Here is an 18,337-nt window from a genome sequence, read left to right as displayed (position 1 = left end):
GGAAGTATAGTCCCGGATTGTAATATGGATGTAAAAAAATGCAAAAAGTTGTAAACAAATGTTAATGTTACTAACAATGTACAGTTCTACGTTTTACTGTATAATGTTGAAGCGTGGTCGAGACCATGTCAAATAACTTAACAAAGGAGATTACATATGACGATTATTTCTTAGTTTTGAAAAGTCCCCCGCATGGTTTGTCCCGTTGAAAAAACTACAATAGTTAGATTAATTTCGATCAAGCAACTCCCTCAAAAATGAAAGAACGTCATTTTTCCTGATGATGGTAGATTCCAATTTTAAAAAACGACTAAGGATGTGAGTTTGAAAAGGATGATAAAAGATTCTAGATTTCAAGGATATAATATGAAGGGTTTTCAAAAGGACGTAACGGCAGGATTGGTTGTAGGTGTTGTAGCCATTCCTTTAGGATTGGCTTTTGCAATTGCTTCAGGCGTCGAACCGATATATGGGTTATATACGACCATCATCGCTGGAATCCTCATATCGATTTTGGGTGGCTCCAAGTATCAAATTGGAGGACCAACCGGGGCGTTTGTTCCTTTATTATTTGGAATCGTTATGCAATATGGGTATGAAAGTCTGCTTATTGCCGGGTTTTTAGCGGGGATGATATTGGTCTTGATGGGTCTTCTTAAGTTGGGCAATTTGATGAAGTTCATTCCTCGTCCAGTCATCATTGGATTTACAACAGGAATTGCGATAATAATCTTTTCAGGGCAAATTGCCAACTTCTTTGGCATGAAAGTGGAAAAACATGAAGCGTTCATGGATAACATGAAGGAACTGGTGATTAAAGCAGAAACGATCAATATATATAGTGTGTTTGTTGCGATTATATGTTTTGTCGTCATACTGCTGGCACCTAGGCTTCTGCCCCGAGTGCCAGGACCGCTTCTGGGTCTGCTAATATCAACAATGGCAGCCTACTTTTTATTTCCCGATAAGGTGGCTACAATTGGTTCCACGTATGGAGCGATTCCGAAAGGTTTTCCGGAATTCCAAGTGCCGGAGCTTTCAGTGGAAGTCATTATTACACTCCTTCCCGTTGCATTTACAATTGCCTTGTTAGGCGGTGTCGAGTCATTGTTATCCGCTACCGTGGCCGATAACATGGGGGGAACCAAGCATGATAGCAATAAGGAATTGGTTGGGCAAGGAATCGCGAACATCGCGACCCCATTCTTCGGCGGGATACCTGCAACAGGTGCTATTGCCAGGACTGCCACCAATATAAAAAGCGGGGCAGTCTCCCCGATGTCCGGAGTCATTCACGGTATTGTCGTTTTACTGGTTTTGCTGGTGCTTTCTCCATATGCAGCACATATACCTTTGGCTAGCATGGCGCCCATATTGATGTTTGTTGCCTGGAATATGAGTGAAAGAAAGGAATTTGCTCATGTATTGAAAACGAAGACGGCGGATTCTGCGGTTTTGCTGGTCACCTTCCTCATCACTGTCTTCACTGATTTAATCATGGGAGTGGGAATCGGCTTATTGATTGCATTCATCACATTCATTGCAAAAATGAGCCACACGTTAAAGGTTAGGGAAAGAAGTCATGAGGTTACTGAGATTGTTCCAATCGATAATTCGGATTCAAAGATCAATGTGTATAACTTGGAGGGTCCCCTCTTCTTTGGTTCGATAGACGTCCTGGAGTCATCGATCTTGGAGAACTTGGATAATAAGACGAAAGTGTTGGTATTAAGCATGCGCCGGGTAACATATATGGACACTTCAGCAGAGGCTGCACTATTGGCGATAGTTAATCGCATCGGTAAATATAAGGGGAAATTAATCATTTCCGGAATCCAGCAGCAACCAAAGGAATTGTTACTCAGCACAGGTTTGTATCATAAAATAGAAAAACAGCACTTTTTTAAATCGAAGGAAGATGCCCTGTATTTTGCCAAGAAGCAGTTGAAGGGCAATTCGGATAAAGTAGTCTAATAGATTCATCCTCGAAGTCACCTTTTAGGATAGTTATGTTATAGTATCGTTAACAGTAGATTTAAAAAGAAGGTGACTATCTGGGTGGATGTATATCGGATTGGCCAGCTTGCTGAACTTGCGAATGTTTCGCGAAGAACCATTGACTATTACACACAATTAGGAATGCTGAACTATGAAAAAACTGGGTCAAGATATCGATATTACACAGAAGATGCTTTAAATCGTCTTCAAATGATTAATCGGTATAAGGAACAGAATATGCCGTTGACTGAAATCAAGGAACGGTTACAAGTCTTGTCTGAAACCACTGTTGATTCTGAGCAAGTGCTCTTGATGGTGGACAAGATATCTACAGACCTTAAAGGACTGGAGAATGAATTGCTTGAATTAAAGCCGTTACTGGAACAGCTCGATGAACAGCAATTAACATATGCTGCACAACAGCTTTCAGTTCGGGGCAGCTCTTTATTGAGCATCATTGCCATGCTCACCTAAGCTAATTGCCGAGTTCAACAAAAAAAGACCTGGTTGGGTCTTTTTTTGTTGAACTGGTCATTTGAAAATCTATATCCAAACTCATAACCTGAGCTTTATATGATAGCAGTACTTTATTTTGGCTGAACTGACTCTATAGATCTTTTTTCGATAAAGATGAAGGATATAAGGGAATGGAAAAAGAAGAACTTAAATATCTACTACTATATGAAGAGGTGAAAGGGAATGATTGGATCAATAGTTACGACGGTAAAAGGACATCTTCAAGGTACTATGGAAAACGATATATGCGTATGGCGTGGAGTCAGGTATGCGAAAGCTCCGATTGATGGTCTGCGTTTCCGCTCACCGGAGCCAGTTGATAAGTGGAGCGGTGTCATGGATGCAGTGGATTTTGGTCCCATTCCCCCGCAGCCGATGGATCGGGCGGTAAGAACAGGAATGGCCGGAAATGAAAAAATGGATGAGGATTGTTTGTTCCTGAATATTTGGTCACCTAGAGCTGATGATAAAAAACGCCCGGTCATGGTCTGGATTCCTGGAGGAGCATATATAACGGGAGCTGGATCCATTGATATGTACAATGGACATTTACTGGCTAAAAATGGAGATGTAGTCGTAGTAAGCATCAACTATAGGCTGGGGGCACTGGGATATCTGGATTTTACCGAGTTTGCAGGTGATGGGGAAATATTTGAAACCAATTTAGGTTTACGTGATCAAGTTGCGTCTCTTAAATGGGTTAAAGAGAATATAGAAGCGTTTGGCGGCGACCCTGATAATGTTACGATATTTGGTGAATCAGCTGGAGGCAATGCGGTTACGACTTTACTTACTGTTCCATCAGCGAGAGGTCTTTTTAAACAGGCCATTGCAGAAAGTCCCGCTCCGACATCTGTTTACGGAAAAGGATTTGCGCGCCAATTCAGTGAAAGGTTCCTTGAGATATTGGACATTGAAAAGAATGAAATCCATCGGTTAAAAACACTTCCAGTTCAAGAGATTGTCGAGGCCTCCTACAAACTCTTACGGGAAAACTCACAAGCCATGCCGGGCTCACTATCATTTGGACCTGTCGTAGATGGTGACTTCCTGCCCGATTATCCACTAGATTCAATTCGATCCGGAAAAGCAAAGGGAATATCCTTGCTTATAGGAACAAATAGGGACGAAGCGACATTATTCGAACAGATGGATCCCCCTTTAATCCCAACTAATGCGGCAATGATTCATAAAATGTTCGAAAATACAGATCCAGAGGCGAAAGAGCGAATTACGAATGCTTATATAAACTACCCAGAAAAGAAAGCTGTGCTTGGCATTGGCCGTGATGCGACTTTCCATATTCCCTCGGTTTGGTATGCAGAGGCATACAGCCGCTTTGAAAAAACTTGGATGTACCGTTTTGATTATAAAACGGCGGCAATGCGCATAAGTAAATTAGGGGCGACGCATGGTATGGAAATCCCTTTTGCCTTCCAGACTTTCGACTCGGCATTTGGGAAACGGATTACTTCATTTGGTTCAAGGTCAGCTGCCCTAAAGGTTTCCCATAGAATGCAGGGCCACTGGGTCAACTTTGCGAAACATGGAAACCCCAATCCCCCGGAAGGTGAAATTTGGCCGAAATATGATGAAACCAACCACTACACCATGATTTTTGATAAAAAGGATTATATTGAAAAAGACCCTGACAGAATGATAAGGTTGGCATGGGAAGGGGTAGGGATTTACAAGTGAAAAATAGTGGATGGGAAGTAAGCGGGGAGAACATGGATATCAATAATTTCATGTCAACGAAAGATTATGCGAAAACTTTGGATCAGGAAGATCCATTGGTTTCTTACAGAGAGGAGTTCTATTTGAACCCAGGGATGATTTATATGGATGGCAACTCATTGGGACTTTTATCGAAGCGGGCTGAGAAAAGTTTAATGAAGTCTTAGGAAGATTGGAAAAGGTATGGAATAGACGGCTGGACGGAAGGGGCCGCCCGGCAGATTATATGAAAACTATGAAAATAAAAGGGGAATCATTGCCTAGAATGGGAGCAACATATGGAGAAAAATAAGCTGCATCGTGAATTATCATCGAGTCAAATCACAATGATTGCCATGGGGTGTGCAATTGGCACCGGATTATTTTTGGGGAGCGGCCTTGCGATTTCTACGGCAGGTCCAAGTGTACTTATCAGCTATGCAATTGGTGCATTCATTGTCCTGCTACTGATGGGCTGTTTGGCGGAAATGACTGTAGCCCATCCAACATCGGGATCCTTTGGAACCATTGCTGAAAAATATATAAGTCCATTTGCGGGATTTGTTGTGAGATATTCATATTGGATAGCGAATGTCCTTGCCATTGGTGTCGAAGTGAGTGCCATCGCTGTTTACATGAAATATTGGTTCCCGGATGTACCTGGGAGCGTTTGGATCTTCCTGTTTGCTGCACTGCTAATCTATGTAAATGCGACGAGTGTCAATACATTCGGGAATTTTGAGTATGTATTTTCCATGATCAAAATCAGCGCCATTGTCATATTCATACTACTGGGCGCCTACGTGGTGATTGGCGCCGAACCTTCAAGCGGGATCGGTGTTGAGAATTTTGCTAATGATGGCGGTTTTATGCCTTTCGGTTTTTGGGGGCTCTGGGTCGCCATATTCATTTCTCTCTTCAGCTTTTTAGGAACTGAGTTGATTGCGGTGACGGCGGGAGAAGCGAAGGATCCGGATATTGCCGTCCCTAAAGCTTTGAAGGCAACTGTCTTCCGGCTTGCCACTTTTTATGTACTGACAATCGGGATCATGTTAATGATTGTTCCCTGGCAATCGGCCGGTATTGATAAAAGCCCATTTGTTAGGGTAATGGAAATCCTGAATATTCCCGGGGCATCGGGGATCATGAATTTCATTATTTTAACCGCTGCAATATCTGCAATGAACAGTCAATTATATGCCTCCACCAGAATGATATTTTCATTATCCGAGCAGAAGCAGGCTCCAGCCCTATTTCAAAAAGTGAGCAATAAAGGAGTCCCGGTAATGGCCCTTCTCATATCTACTTTGGGCATATTTCTTGCTGCAGGAGTAAAGGTCCTGCTTCCAGATACTTCATATGCATTCATGATGGGGATATCGATGTTCGGAGCCATTTTTACCTGGTTCATGGTATTCATTTCCCACTTATTTTTCAGGAAGCGGTGGGAGAAATCAGGGGGACGCAAATTACCGGTTAAAATGTATGGATTTCCATATCTAACGATTCTTGGTGCAATTCTTTTGTTTGCTTTGACGGTATCCACCTGGTTCACTGGACCGTTTAAAATTGTGCTCCAGTTCGGTGTTCCTTGGCTGATCTTTCTTTGCATCGTTTATGTATTGATGTCGAAAATCAAAAGAATGTAAAGGGAAAGAGGGATAGTATGGATAAGGGTCCAAGAGATGAACATCGTTTGGAAGAAAGTATGGTAACTGATTTTGAAAAAGATATGTCCTATGAGGACTACCTGCATTTAAATCAAATATTATCAAGTCAGCATCGGCTTTCCGGTCATCACGATGAAATGTTGTTTATCATCATTCACCAAACAAGTGAATTATGGATGAAATTGATCCTCCATGAATTGACTGCAGCAACAGCCCTTATTGAGGCAGGACGATTGGAGCCTTCCTTTAAGATGCTATCCAGAGTGGCCAGGATCCAGCAGCTACTTGTTCAATCCTGGAATGTGCTTTCGACTTTGACGCCATCCGATTATATGGAATTCCGGGAGAAACTAGGAAACTCTTCAGGGTTTCAATCATTTCAGAACAGGTTGATAGAATTTGCAATGGGTCAAAAGAATTCGCATATATTGGCCGTTTTCCGTCACAAGCCCGAGCTTTATGAGTCGATGATGGCAGCCTTGAATAAACCTAGTATTTATGATGCGGCTATAGGGGCTTTGGCTGCAAGAGGGCTTCCCATTGATCAATCGGTCCGTAACAGGGATTGGTCTGTAATTTATCAGGAAAATGCAAGTGTTGAAAACGCGTGGCTGACAGTTTACCGTGATGTGCATAAATACTGGGATTTGTATGAGTTGGCCGAAAAGCTCGTTGATATTGGAAGTCAACAACAATTCTGGAGATTCAATCATATGAGCACCGTCGAACGGATCATCGGTAATAAAAAGGGAACTGGCGGATCGTCCGGTGTAAGTTATCTGAAGAAAGTGGTCGAACAGCCATTTTTTCCTGAGCTTTGGACATTAAGGACCAAACTTTAAGCTTGGAATGGGCGGGAGATATACATGGATCCGTGGTTAGATATTTTCAGAGCCTGAATGAAAATACGGCATAGGCCAGGAGATACGCAATATTCATATCGGCTGAATTCACCAATGGCTGAAGGGGCAGCTGTCAATGTAGGGGAAATCCGGATGAGTACACATTAGGAACTCAAATTGATGACCCCTTTCATTTTGATGGAAATGGAAAGAAATCATATTTATATATTGGCGCTGCTACTGTAGTAAAGGTGGATGCAGCTGAAAGCATGGCATTAAAGATTCTGAAGGCATACAGGGGGCCGGCGGTTGTTGCTGGCAACAGGTCAATGGAAGGGCTGGTCATTGATGTACTAGAATCTGGACTGTACGATTTGGCTGCATTGCCGGTTGCATAAGAAGCCGGGGAAGGGGGGCCGGTCAGGGCCGCTTGGAAAAAGAAAAGCAGATGGGGGAGATAAGGATGGGCAAAATTGGAGTTTATGGATCTTCCTTCGATCCGGTCACGAATGTGCATTTATGGACAGCATCGACCATTGCGCATCGTGCAAAGCTAGACAAGGTGATTTTTTTACCTTGCGCAAATGGCCGTATCGATAAACAGATGAAAACGAGCAATGAACACCGTTGGGAAATGCTCAAGCTCGCAATAGGGGGCAACCCGCTATTCGAAGTTAGTGATTATGAAATTAATGAACGCGCCGGAACGAGTAAACAATATACTTGGTATACGATGGAACATTTTAAATCACGATTTCCAAAGGACGAAGTTTTTTTCATAATGGGTGCAGATTTACTTGAAGATATTGATAATCAGGAGTTACCGTTACACTTACGATGGAAATTCAGGGAAAAATTGATTGCCAATCATAAATTCATCGTCATGGCGCGGGATGGGATAGATATGCTGAAAATCATATCCAAAAGTCCATTGCTAAGGAATTATGATGACGGCAATACATTTCACCTTATAGATAAAGGCCTCTCCATGGAAATCAGTTCTACATATATAAGGGATGAATTCGCGATGGGCGGGGAACCAAGATATTTACTGCCTGATCAGTGTTATAAGTATATCGTGGACAATAAGCTGTATCAAAAAGCATCAAATTCATGAGAGTTGGCCAGGTATTAAAGGGCTCGATCTCCCCGTTGGATCGAGCCCTTTTCGTTTGGGAAATACTTTAACTTTCTACACGTAATTATTTAAATAAAAGGACATGTTTATTTATAAAACACAGTTGACAACTTGGTATACTTTGCTTTATGTTAATGATAAATAAATTCAGAATATTTGCTGATCAGAGAACTGAAGGCATACTATCTCCTTGAATAAAAATAAAAAGGGAAGTAGTGTGCTTTTTTTTGTAGCAAAAAACAGGGGGGATTCCATGAAAAAATTGATGGTATTGACAAGTTTGATTTTAGCCTTCGGTGTACTTGCAGGATGCAACTCGGAAAAAACGGAAGGGGAGGGGACATCAAAGTCAGTCGAGCTTTTGAATGTGTCATATGATCCGACACGGGAATTGTACCAGGAATTCAATGAAGCGTTCGTGAAGCACTGGAAAGAAGAATCCGGTCAGGATGTAACGATTCAACAATCACATGGCGGATCTGGTAAACAGGGCAGGGCCGTTATTGATGGATTGGAGGCGGATGTCGTTACATTGGCATTGGCTTATGATATTGATGCCATTTATGAAGCTAGTAACCTATTAGCGAAGGATTGGCAAAAACGTTTACCGGAAAACTCGACACCATACACATCAACGATTGTGTTTTTGGTGAAAAAAGATAACCCTAAAGGCATTAAAGATTGGGATGATCTTATTAAAAAGGATGTATCCGTCATAACACCAAATCCGAAGACAAGCGGAGGGGCAAGGTGGAATTACCTGGCTGCCTGGGCTTATGCGGAGAAGAATTTCGATAATGACGAAACAAAAGTGAAGGATTTCATGAAAAAACTTTATCAGAATGTTGAAGTCCTGGATTCAGGGGCCCGCGGTGCAACCACCACTTTTGTAGAAAGGGGAATTGGTGACGTACTTATCGCTTGGGAGAATGAAGCCTATTTAACACTGGAAGAGTTCGGTGATGACAAATATGAAATCGTCAATCCTTCAATCAGTATATTAGCAGAGCCACCGGTAGCTGTTGTCGATGAAGTGGTTGAGAAAAAAGGAACAAAAGAAGTGGCTGAAGCTTACCTGGAATACCTATATACGGATGTCGGTCAGGAAATTGCCGCGAAAAACTTCTATCGTCCAAGGGATGAGAAGGTTCTCGCTGAATACGAAGACCAATTTGCAAAAATCGATATGGTGACTGTTGAAGATACGTTTGGCGGTTGGAAAAAGGCCCAGGAAACACATTTTAATGATGGCGGTACATTTGACGAGATTTATCAACAGTAATAAGCATGAAGGAGAAGATGGCTTTATCACCTTCTCCTTCATAAATCGGAAAAAGAGCTGAGGCGAAGCTATGAATATAGTGACAGAAGGTAAACAGACGAAAAAGAGGACCATACCCGGTTTTGGATTGACGATGGGTTTTACGTTGCTGTATCTCTCCATCATTGTTTTGATCCCGTTATCCATGGTTTTTCTAAACACATTTTCAATGGGGCTTCAGGACTTTTGGGCGACCATAACTGAGCCAAGGGTTGTTGCTTCGTATAAATTGAGTTTCATGACAGCGTTAACTGCGGCCTTTGTGAACGCAGTTTTTGGCGTGTTAATTGCCTGGGTGCTTACTCGTTATGAGTTTCCCGGCAAACGGATCATCGATGGACTGGTGGATTTGCCTTTTGCCCTCCCGACTGCCGTGGCAGGAATTACTTTGACCACCTTATACTCACCGAACGGATGGATCGGACAATTTTTCGGCTTTAAAATCGCTTTCACTCCTGCCGGGATCATCATCGCCCTAATATTTATCGGTCTTCCATTCGTGGTGCGGATGGTTCAACCGGTGCTTGAAAATATTGAAAAAGGGATGGAAGAAGCGTCTGCTTCTTTAGGGGCGAATCGAATGCAGACATTCATTAAAATTATCTTCCCGGAATTGATTCCAGCGATATTGACGGGTTTTGCACTTTCGTTTGCGAGGGCACTTGGAGAGTATGGGTCCGTTGTCTTCATTGCCGGAAATATGCCGTTTAAAACGGAGATTTCCCCGCTGATCATCATGACAAAGCTTGAACAATATGATTATGAAGGGGCAACAGCTGTTGCGGCCGTCATGCTCATTATTACATTTATAATTTTGTTCACCATCAATATCTTGCAATGGTGGACCGGCAAAAGATATTCAGGGAAGTAGGAGGGGATATGATGGAACATGGTAATTCAGTGGTTGCTAAAACGAAGCACCCAGTCAGTATTACGAGAAACGCAACAAAAGAGCCTAAATCCATACAATGGGTCCTTATCTCCATTGTTTTGCTATTTTTGACTTTGTTTTTAGTTGTCCCATTAATCGCGATCTTTGTAAAGGCTTTTGAAAAAGGTGCAGAAGCTTATTTTGCCGCCATTGTCCATCCTGATTCCTTGGCTGCGATTAAGTTAACATTGATCGTCGTCCTCATCACCTTGCCACTTAATGCCATATTCGGGGTTGTGGCTGCGTGGACCATAACAAAATATGAATTCAAGGGAAAAAACTTCTTAATAACACTGATAGATTTGCCTTTTTCCGTTTCACCCGTCATTGCTGGGTTGATTTTTGTCCTACTGTTTGGCTTACATGGAACATTCGGTCCACTGCTGCAATCCTTTGACATTAAAGTGATTTTTTCAATACCAGGGATTGTCATCGCCTCCATTTTCATTACCTTCCCATTCATTGCACGCGAATTGATCCCGCTCATGCAAAGTCAGGGGACGTCTGAAGAAGAGGCTTCACTCACGCTGGGTGCTGGAGGGTTTAAGACATTTTGGTATGTGACGCTTCCAAATATAAAGTGGGGACTTCTATATGGAGTCATCCTTTGTAATGCAAGGACAATCGGTGAGTTTGGGGCTGTATCGGTCGTATCGGGCCATATACGGGGCATGACCAATACGATGCCGCTTCATATTGAAATCTTATACAATGAATATCAATTTTCGGCTGCTTTTGCCGTTGCATCCCTGATGTCCATCTTTGCAATCATGACCTTGATCATTAAAAGTTTCATAGAATGGAAAACGGACTTTAAATCAACCAAAGCGAGTTAGGAGGAATGAAATGAGTATCATCATTGAAAATGTTACAAAATATTACGGGTCCTATCAAGCACTCCAAAACATCAATTTGGAAATAAAGAGCGGTGAACTCGTAGCCCTCCTTGGCCCTTCCGGATCGGGAAAAACGTCATTACTGCGTATCATCGCCGGTCTCGAACAAGCAGAGAACGGCAAGATTCTATTCAATGAAGAGAATTATACGCATAAACATGTAAAAGATCGAAATGTGGGTTTCGTCTTTCAGCATTACGCCCTTTTTCGAAATATGACGATTTTTGATAACATCGCCTACGGATTAAAGGTCCGCCCTAGAAAAATAAGGCCCAGTAAAAAAGGTATTGAACAAAAAGTTACCGAATTGCTTCAGCTTGTCAAGTTGGAAGGATATAAAGATCGTTATCCATCCCAATTATCAGGCGGCCAGCGGCAGCGTGTCGCATTGGCAAGGGCCCTTGCGGTTGAACCGAATATCCTTTTGCTTGATGAACCATTCGGGGCATTGGATGCCAAGGTTCGCAAGGAACTTAGGCGTTGGCTAAGAAGGCTTCACGATGAATTCAATGTTACGAGTGTGTTCGTGACGCATGATCAGGAAGAGGCGATGGATGTTGCTGATCGGGTCGTAATCATGAATGAAGGGAAAATTGAACAGATTGGAACCCCGGAAGAAGTATATGATCATCCTGAAAATCCCTTTGTTTATGATTTTCTCGGCAGTGTCAATCTATTTAAGGGCAACGTCCATAAAGGGAAATTGGTAACTGGGAATGTGGAAATGAATGCCCCGGACATTGAAGATGGAATGGGCACTGGTTATGTAAGGAATCATAACTTTATCATAGAAAGAGAACCATCGGAAAAGGACTCGATTGCATCCATCATTGACCATATCCATACAATTGGCCCCATCGTCCGGATAGAAGTCATTCGTCAGGATACAAACGAACCGCTGGAAATCGAACTGACGAAAGAACAATATTTGAATCTGGGAATAAGCAAAGGGGAAAGGGTATATGTCCGCCCAAAAGAATTGAGAGTTTTTGTCGACTTTATGGCTGGGATTTAAAAATGAGTCGAATATTGACGGAAAAACCGCTAAGAGCGGTTTTTTTTAGTTTTTTTAATGATGCTGACAGCAGGACCTTCCTGTACGAAAGGTAAATAAACTGCAATCTGTTGCAAAAGGGCTTCCTTGCATTCGGAAATGGTGAGTTTTTACCCGTCAATAGTCTATGGTCACATTGTGCTAAACACTAGATAAAAAGTCTTGCATCAAAATAAGAAGATGATTATGTAAGATATTGGATGTTTTATCACGAGAAAAAGTCGAATTTTTATGGTTAATGTTAAAATTGAAATATAATTGTAATATTGTTATTACGCATTTGACAAAATCTGATGATATACTACGACTTAGATGAAAACATAGTAGAGTATAAGAAATGTATTTAATATTATCTCAACCTTAGAAGCTTACATAAAGAGTAAAAAAAATAGAGAAGAGTTCCCAGCAATTTATTTTGACTAATCATTTTTCATAGAGAAAAAGAAGTGGGTCGATGGAAATGCAAGGGGAGGAAAGCAGGGGAAATGAGTTTGAAGAAAAAACTTATCGTATTGAACACGACAATTATGCTTGGATTAGGAAGCGCTTTTGCCATACCGTCTGTAAAGGCTGAATCTATTTCGGATATTCAATCACAACGCACAGGAATACAATCAGATATTTCCGAGGCAGAACAAGTTATTCAGGAATTGAAAAAAGAACAAACGAAGATGAATGCCCAAATTGCCCAGATAGAATCGGCAATGAAAGAAAATGACCAAAAAATCAAAGATACTAAACAAGAAATTAAAGACACCGAAAAAGACATAGATTCTTTAAAGAAAGAAATTAAAGCGTTGGAAGAGAGAATCGCAAAACGCGAGGAAGTCTTGAAAGAGCGCGCGGTTTCATTCCAAGAGAGCGGCGGGGACGTTGAGTACCTAGAAGTTGTTTTAGGTTCTAAAAGCTTTGGTGAATTCGTTAATCGTGTTGGAGCGGTAGCCACTATCGTGGAAGCTGACCAACAGATTCTTAAAGAACAGGAAGCGGATAAAGCTGACTTAGAAAAAAAACAAGCGACTGTTGAGAAAAAATTGCAAAGCCTAAAGGATATGGAAGTAGAGCTTAAAGGCATGCAATCCCAAATTAAAGATCAAAAAGCTGAAACTGTCAATATGAAGGCTAAGATTGAAGAGAAAGAGTCGGAAACAGCGGCCCTAAAACAATCTTTAGAGAATAAGGATGCAGGTTTAGAAGCACAAATTGCGTCCATTCGTGAAAATATCAAAAAAGAGGAAGAACGTAAAGCAGCAGAAAAAGCAGATCTTGACCGTGCTGCTGAAGAAGTGAATTCTTCAAATTCTTCTAGTGAAGGAACATCAAGTTCATCTAGTAAAGAATCATCAAGTGCTTCTAAAGCTGAATCGTCAGCATCTGGTTCGTCTAAAGGTGAATCATCATCTAATTCATCTAAAAACAGTTCTGCTGATAAACCTGCAGCAGCTAGTAAGCCTGCAGCCAGTAAAACTGAAACATCAAGCAAGCCTAGCAGTGCAAATACAGGCTCTGCAATTACAGCAGGTTATAAATATATCGGTAACTCCACATATAAATTTGGTGGCGGAAGAACGGCATCCGATATCGCTAACGGTCTTTTCGATTGTTCAGGATTCGTTGCATGGGCTTATAAACAAGCTGGTGTGAACCTTCCAGCCAGTACGGATGCATTGAAAAATGCAGGACGTCAAGTATCCAAGAGTCAAATACAACCTGGAGATTTAGTATTTTTCAATACCTATAAAACTGATGGGCATGTCGGTATTTATGTCGGAGGCGGCAAATTTATCGGTTCCCAAAGTTCAACAGGTGTTGCAATCGCCAATATGGAAAGCGGATATTGGGCAGGTGTTTTCAACGGACGTGTCGTTCGTGTAAACTAATCGTTCTTTAAGTAAGCAGGGGAGTAAATGCCCCTGCTTATTTTTTTTGAAAAAAATCGAAAAAAAATGAAACTTATTTTGAAATTAAACGTAAATACTATAAGATTAAACAAGGATAGGTGATGTGGACTTTCAGTAATCTGGGTAAAGATATAATGAAACAACATTCCATACTATTAAACGGAGGCAAAAAAACATGATGAAAAAATTTATGGCTGCATTACTTACGATTACACTAGCATTCTCGCCAGTCGGCACTTATGTATTCCAGGATCATGCGGAGTCAGTCGATGCAAGAGGATACAAGTCAGGAAAAAGAAGCTTTAACAGCAACAACAATAATAATTCTAACTTCCAAAATAAAGAAACGAAGAAGTCAGATGCTACTACTGCTAATAAAGCCAAGAGTGGAAATACATTCTCAAAAGGCGGCTTAATGAAAGGAATTATGCTAGGTGGACTGGCAGGTTTACTTTTTGGTAGCCTATTCGCCAATATGGGAGCCCTTGGTTCTATACTTGGTCTATTAATCAACGTGTTAGCGGTCGTTGTATTAATCGTTGTAATCCGTAAAATATTCACATATTTCAAAGATAAGAAGAAGAAAGAGGATACAAACCCATGGAGAGGCTAAAGATTTCCGAACAAGATATCATCAATGCGGTTTGTGTTTACATTGCCCGTAAAAAGCAGGTACAACCCAATGAGGTAGAAGTGGAGTTAATGTTTGATGATGATTATGGCTTTTCGGCGGAAGCATTCGTCGATGGCCGGAAACAAGTGTTAATTACCATCAACTTGATAGAAGCGCTTCGCTTATGGCTGGATGAATATATGAATAAAGATCCATACTCGGGTATTGAACTTGTATTGGATGATGAAGAAGGCATAGTGGCTTTAGTAAGTGAAAGTAATAGATAAGTAAAAGAGGATGCCGTAAACGGCATCCCTTTTTTTTATTTAATAAGGCACAAGTCTATCTGTGCGGAGGAAAAGGATAAAAGAGATAGAAAAATAGTAAAACGATCTAAGCAAAATCCTAGATTACCAACACTTATTTTAAACTCAGAAATATATATTTTCCATTTGTTGCAAAAAATGGGCCGTGGAAGTAGGATGGATATATGTTCAAGTCAAAGGAGGAGAAAAAGTGAAAGGTTACATTGAAGATATCACTTTTTTAAATGAAAAGGCCATAAAGTTCGGCAATGAAAAAGTGGAAGCGATACTTGCGCCATCTTTAGGAAGCAATCTACTTTCGTTGAAGTACAAGCATAAGGATATTGAGTTGCTGCGCACTCCGGATAGTGTGGAAGAGTATAAAAAAGCTCCCATTTTATACGGAATGCCAATCCTGTTTCCTCCTAATCGAATTGAAGATGGTCAATTTACATATAAGGGGACTGTGTATAAGTTTCCAATCAATGAAATGCAAAAATCCAATCATATTCATGGTTTTTTGCATGACAGGCCGTGGCAAGTCTGCAAAAAGGAAGTGAACGGGAAAGCAATCGTCATTAATACTGAATTTTCAAGCAGCGATTTTGATCTAAAAGGTAGCTTTCCACAAGATATCACTGTGAATATGTCTTTTTCTTTAAGGGCAGAAACATTGGAAATACAATTGGAAATCACCAACAAGGGCATTGAACCCTTTCCGTGGGGAGCAGGTTATCATACTGTATTCAATTTTCCATTTGGACCAAGGAGTAAATTGGAGGATTGCAGTATATCTCTTCCCGTCAATAAACATTGGGAATTGAATGAAAGGTCATTGCCCACTGGTGCAATTCATGAAACTGCCAATACATTGGAAATCCAAAACGGTATTAGCTTGGACGGCCGGCTATTTGATGACCTATTTGGCTATGATGAGGAAAGAGCGCTGGAAAACGAGTGCATACTCACTGACCAAGAGGCTGGCATACAGGTCATCTATCATGGCGATCAACATTTTAAGTTTTGGGTATTGTTCAATCAGGAGGGATTCGTCTGTCCTGAACCATATACATGGGTAACGAATGCTCCTAATTTGGATTTGCCTGCAAAAATGACTGGATTGAGGGAGTTATGCTCAGGGGAAACGGTTCAGCTGAAAACTAGATTGATTATGAGAGATATATAAAAAAACACCTTGGCACTTATGGATGCCAAGGTGTTTAAGGTTATGCTTTTTTTCTCATCCATAGTGGGTATAGGACGATTCCGAATACATATAAGGCTATGCCAAGTATGAATGTATTCATATCAGCTGTACCCGTCTTGATGACCCAGATCGAGTAAATTAACGCCAGGATGGTGATGATGCCATCACGTACTCTTGAGCCTTTCATGATGTCATAGGTTTCCCCAGTCATGACTAGTTTCAATTGATACAGAACCGAAGCAAGGTACGGGATCAAGTAAGCGAGTGTAGCGACGATCATCGAGAATTTATAAGCTTCCAAAACCGTACCCGAAATAGTGGAGAATAAGAATATCTGTGTCATGATATTTGTTATTGTCATAGAACGGACGGGTGTGCCATTTTTGTTCGCTTTCGCAAAATAGGCCGGAAACAGGTCCGATTTCGCTGCCTGGTAAGGAACCTCTGATGCAACGACAATCCATCCGATTGTAGATCCCAATAAGGAAATGACGGCAAGAGCAGCCATTAAATACGTACCGCTTGAACCAACTACAGCTTGCAGGGCGTCAACAAGCGGTTTTTGTGATATTTTCAAATCGTCTTGTGATATGGCACCCATCGTCAATAAAGTAATGGCGATATAAATGGCAACAGCGATAAGTAAACCAAGAATCGTCGCTTTCTTTACATCATTTTGTGACTTGGCTCGGTTTGAAAGCATGACGGCAGCTTCAATACCGATGAAGGCCCATAATGTTGAAATTGCAGCAGCATTCACTTGATCGCCTAAAGAGATTGCAGATCCCGCCTTATCATAAAATTCAGCTCCGTTCCCTAGATTGGAAGTATCGAAGATGAATATCGTGATAATGATGAAAAATAAGAATCCAAGCACTTTGGTAACCGTAGCAAAAAGATTCATCTTCCCGGCACTGTTAAAACTTCTCACCAAGATTGCCTGAATCCCCCAAAGGGCAATGGAACATACCGCAAACGTTAATGCTTTACCTAGTTCAAGGTGAAACGAACCGACTGTATAAATCACTTTCGCACTATGCATCACCGGGAAAAACGTTGATAGGTAACCAGCAAATGAAATGATGACAGAAGCTGTCGCAGCCCAATTCGCAGCCCAATAGCCCCAAGCCATGCTATATCCTGAAACCCTTCCTTTAGCAGGGGATTTAAATAATGATTGAGCATAACTTTGCGGTCCAGCTTTCAAATCCGGTTTCCGGATTGCCAGGTTACCAAACACCAAAGCTATTAGAAAGACTCCCAGTCCAGTAACGATCCATGCCAATGTGGCCCCTAATGGACTGGATACCTGTGCTAATTGAGCAGGGAGCATGAAAATTCCGCCGCCGACCATATTCCCAATAACGAATGTGGTCAAAATCAATAAACCCCATTTTTTATTTACCATTTATATCGAACCTTTCTTAAATACAGTGTGTGTTTATTCCGACAACTTATACTAAAATAGTATATCTCAAATAGTTTAGTTTGGTAAAGTGGTAAATAAGTAAAATATAAAAACGCAGACTAATCAGAAAATTCTAATTCATATTGACAAAACGAGGGAATTGGATTATATTAGTAAATACCAAGTTAATTGGTAAGAATAATGCGATTTTCGCTTTGAATCGTATTTTTCTATAACATATGCATCTCCCGAATATTGCCGATTAGTCAACTAAAGGCACCCTTACATCTACTTCTGTTAGATGACGGGTGCCTTTTATTTTTATAGTGAGGGGAGGGGAATGTGGAGTTCCTATTAACTGGTTATTCTTATACGGAAAGTAATGTGAGGATATGATAGGTAAACCAAGTTCCTCAAGAAAACATGGAAAGCGGGAAGCGGACGTGTGCTTTTCGTGCGAACGCTTTAAACATTGGGCATGAAACGAGGCTTTATTACCAGTAGTGAAGGGGAGATATTATGGAAAAGAAAGAAGAATTGAAAATCAGGCATATCATTTCAAGCTTGGAAGATCTGCAATATGGATCCGTGATAATAACCATACATGATGGTGAAATCACACAGGTGGATACAACCGAGAAGAAACGATTCCCATTAGTGAAGGGCAGGGCAGTTAAATCTAGATGAATAGTAGTTCTTAACGGGGCTTTCGATATGAAGGCTCTTTTTTTATGCAAAAAATTATTCAATTGGAATTTAGAAGAAGATTGTACTGCTTTTAACATGGTAGAATAAGTTAGGGGAAAAGGGAGTTTTTTATA

Annotated in this window: 16 protein-coding genes and 1 pseudogene; 16 read left to right on the top strand and 1 reads right to left on the bottom strand. The window is 41.1% G+C overall.

Annotated elements, in window-relative coordinates; translation table 11 throughout:
* Positions 1-333 precede the first annotated feature (333 nt).
* From FNK51_RS04080 to FNK51_RS04005, 15 genes and pseudogenes are all read left to right on the top strand, one after another.
* Positions 334-1,974 carry a SulP family inorganic anion transporter gene (locus tag FNK51_RS04080; RefSeq protein ID WP_141992525.1) on the top strand — a complete coding sequence of 547 codons (1,641 nt, stop codon included), beginning with the start codon at positions 334-336 and terminating at the stop codon, positions 1,972-1,974.
* 84 nt (positions 1,975-2,058) lie between these two features.
* Positions 2,059-2,472 carry a MerR family transcriptional regulator gene (locus tag FNK51_RS04075; protein WP_179891048.1) on the top strand — a complete coding sequence of 138 codons (414 nt, stop codon included), beginning with the start codon at positions 2,059-2,061 and terminating at the stop codon, positions 2,470-2,472.
* A gap of 225 nt (positions 2,473-2,697) precedes the next feature.
* On the top strand, positions 2,698-4,212 hold the full coding sequence (locus tag FNK51_RS04070; protein WP_141992501.1) for a carboxylesterase/lipase family protein: 1,515 nt from the start codon (positions 2,698-2,700) through the stop codon (positions 4,210-4,212).
* 32 nt (positions 4,213-4,244) lie between these two features.
* Positions 4,245-4,415 (top strand): annotated as a pseudogene (locus tag FNK51_RS04065) (kynureninase); the annotation flags it as partial.
* A 114-nt stretch (positions 4,416-4,529) separates the two neighbouring features.
* Positions 4,530-5,879 (top strand): amino acid permease, encoded by a 1,350-nt coding sequence (locus FNK51_RS04060; RefSeq protein ID WP_141992500.1) that lies wholly within the window; start codon positions 4,530-4,532, stop codon positions 5,877-5,879.
* Positions 5,880-5,896: 17 nt separating this feature from the next.
* On the top strand, positions 5,897-6,742 hold the full coding sequence (gene kynA, locus FNK51_RS04055) for a tryptophan 2,3-dioxygenase (RefSeq protein ID WP_141992499.1): 846 nt from the start codon (positions 5,897-5,899) through the stop codon (positions 6,740-6,742).
* 463 nt (positions 6,743-7,205) lie between these two features.
* Complete coding sequence (nadD, locus tag FNK51_RS04045; RefSeq protein WP_098371241.1) at positions 7,206-7,859, top strand: nicotinate (nicotinamide) nucleotide adenylyltransferase; 654 nt, start codon at positions 7,206-7,208, stop codon at positions 7,857-7,859.
* A gap of 274 nt (positions 7,860-8,133) precedes the next feature.
* Positions 8,134-9,162: a sulfate ABC transporter substrate-binding protein gene (locus FNK51_RS04040; protein WP_098371240.1), complete on the top strand. Its 1,029-nt coding sequence runs from the start codon at positions 8,134-8,136 to the stop codon at positions 9,160-9,162.
* Positions 9,163-9,232: 70 nt separating this feature from the next.
* Positions 9,233-10,072, top strand: coding sequence for a sulfate ABC transporter permease subunit CysT (gene cysT / locus FNK51_RS04035; protein ID WP_098371239.1), 840 nt, complete (start codon positions 9,233-9,235; stop codon positions 10,070-10,072).
* A gap of 11 nt (positions 10,073-10,083) precedes the next feature.
* The gene (gene cysW / locus FNK51_RS04030) at positions 10,084-10,968 is read left to right on the top strand and encodes a sulfate ABC transporter permease subunit CysW (protein WP_098371238.1); all 885 of its coding nucleotides are present in this window, start codon (positions 10,084-10,086) and stop codon (positions 10,966-10,968) included.
* Between the two features lie 10 nt (positions 10,969-10,978).
* Positions 10,979-12,043 (top strand): sulfate/molybdate ABC transporter ATP-binding protein, encoded by a 1,065-nt coding sequence (locus FNK51_RS04025; RefSeq protein ID WP_141992498.1) that lies wholly within the window; start codon positions 10,979-10,981, stop codon positions 12,041-12,043.
* A 524-nt stretch (positions 12,044-12,567) separates the two neighbouring features.
* Entirely contained in the window at positions 12,568-13,962 is a 1,395-nt protein-coding gene (locus FNK51_RS04020) for a C40 family peptidase (protein ID WP_181762176.1), read from the top strand.
* Between the two features lie 199 nt (positions 13,963-14,161).
* Positions 14,162-14,596, top strand: a complete 435-nt coding sequence (locus tag FNK51_RS04015; protein ID WP_098371398.1) for a hypothetical protein — start codon at positions 14,162-14,164, stop codon at positions 14,594-14,596.
* Positions 14,584-14,883, top strand: a complete 300-nt coding sequence (locus FNK51_RS04010) for a YxcD family protein (RefSeq protein WP_098371236.1) — start codon at positions 14,584-14,586, stop codon at positions 14,881-14,883. The genes FNK51_RS04015 and FNK51_RS04010 overlap by 13 nt, the downstream gene beginning before the upstream one ends.
* A 229-nt stretch (positions 14,884-15,112) precedes the next feature.
* A complete protein-coding gene (locus FNK51_RS04005) occupies positions 15,113-16,087 on the top strand; it encodes an aldose 1-epimerase (protein WP_181762175.1) in 975 nt (324 codons plus the stop codon).
* Between the two features lie 40 nt (positions 16,088-16,127).
* On the opposite strand, the gene FNK51_RS04000 is transcribed toward FNK51_RS04005, so the two are convergent.
* Entirely contained in the window at positions 16,128-17,516 is a 1,389-nt protein-coding gene (locus tag FNK51_RS04000) for an amino acid permease (RefSeq protein ID WP_141992495.1), read from the bottom strand.
* 519 nt (positions 17,517-18,035) lie between these two features.
* On the opposite strand from FNK51_RS04000, the gene FNK51_RS03995 reads away from it, so the two are divergent.
* On the top strand, positions 18,036-18,203 hold the full coding sequence (locus tag FNK51_RS03995) for a YezD family protein (protein ID WP_098371233.1): 168 nt from the start codon (positions 18,036-18,038) through the stop codon (positions 18,201-18,203).
* The last annotated feature ends 134 nt before the right edge of the window (positions 18,204-18,337 follow it).

The organism is Bacillus sp. B4EP4a (genome assembly GCF_006680105.1).
GTDB lineage: Bacteria > Bacillota > Bacilli > Bacillales > DSM-1321 > Peribacillus > Peribacillus simplex_E.
This window is presented reverse-complemented; position numbering and strand designations above follow the sequence as displayed.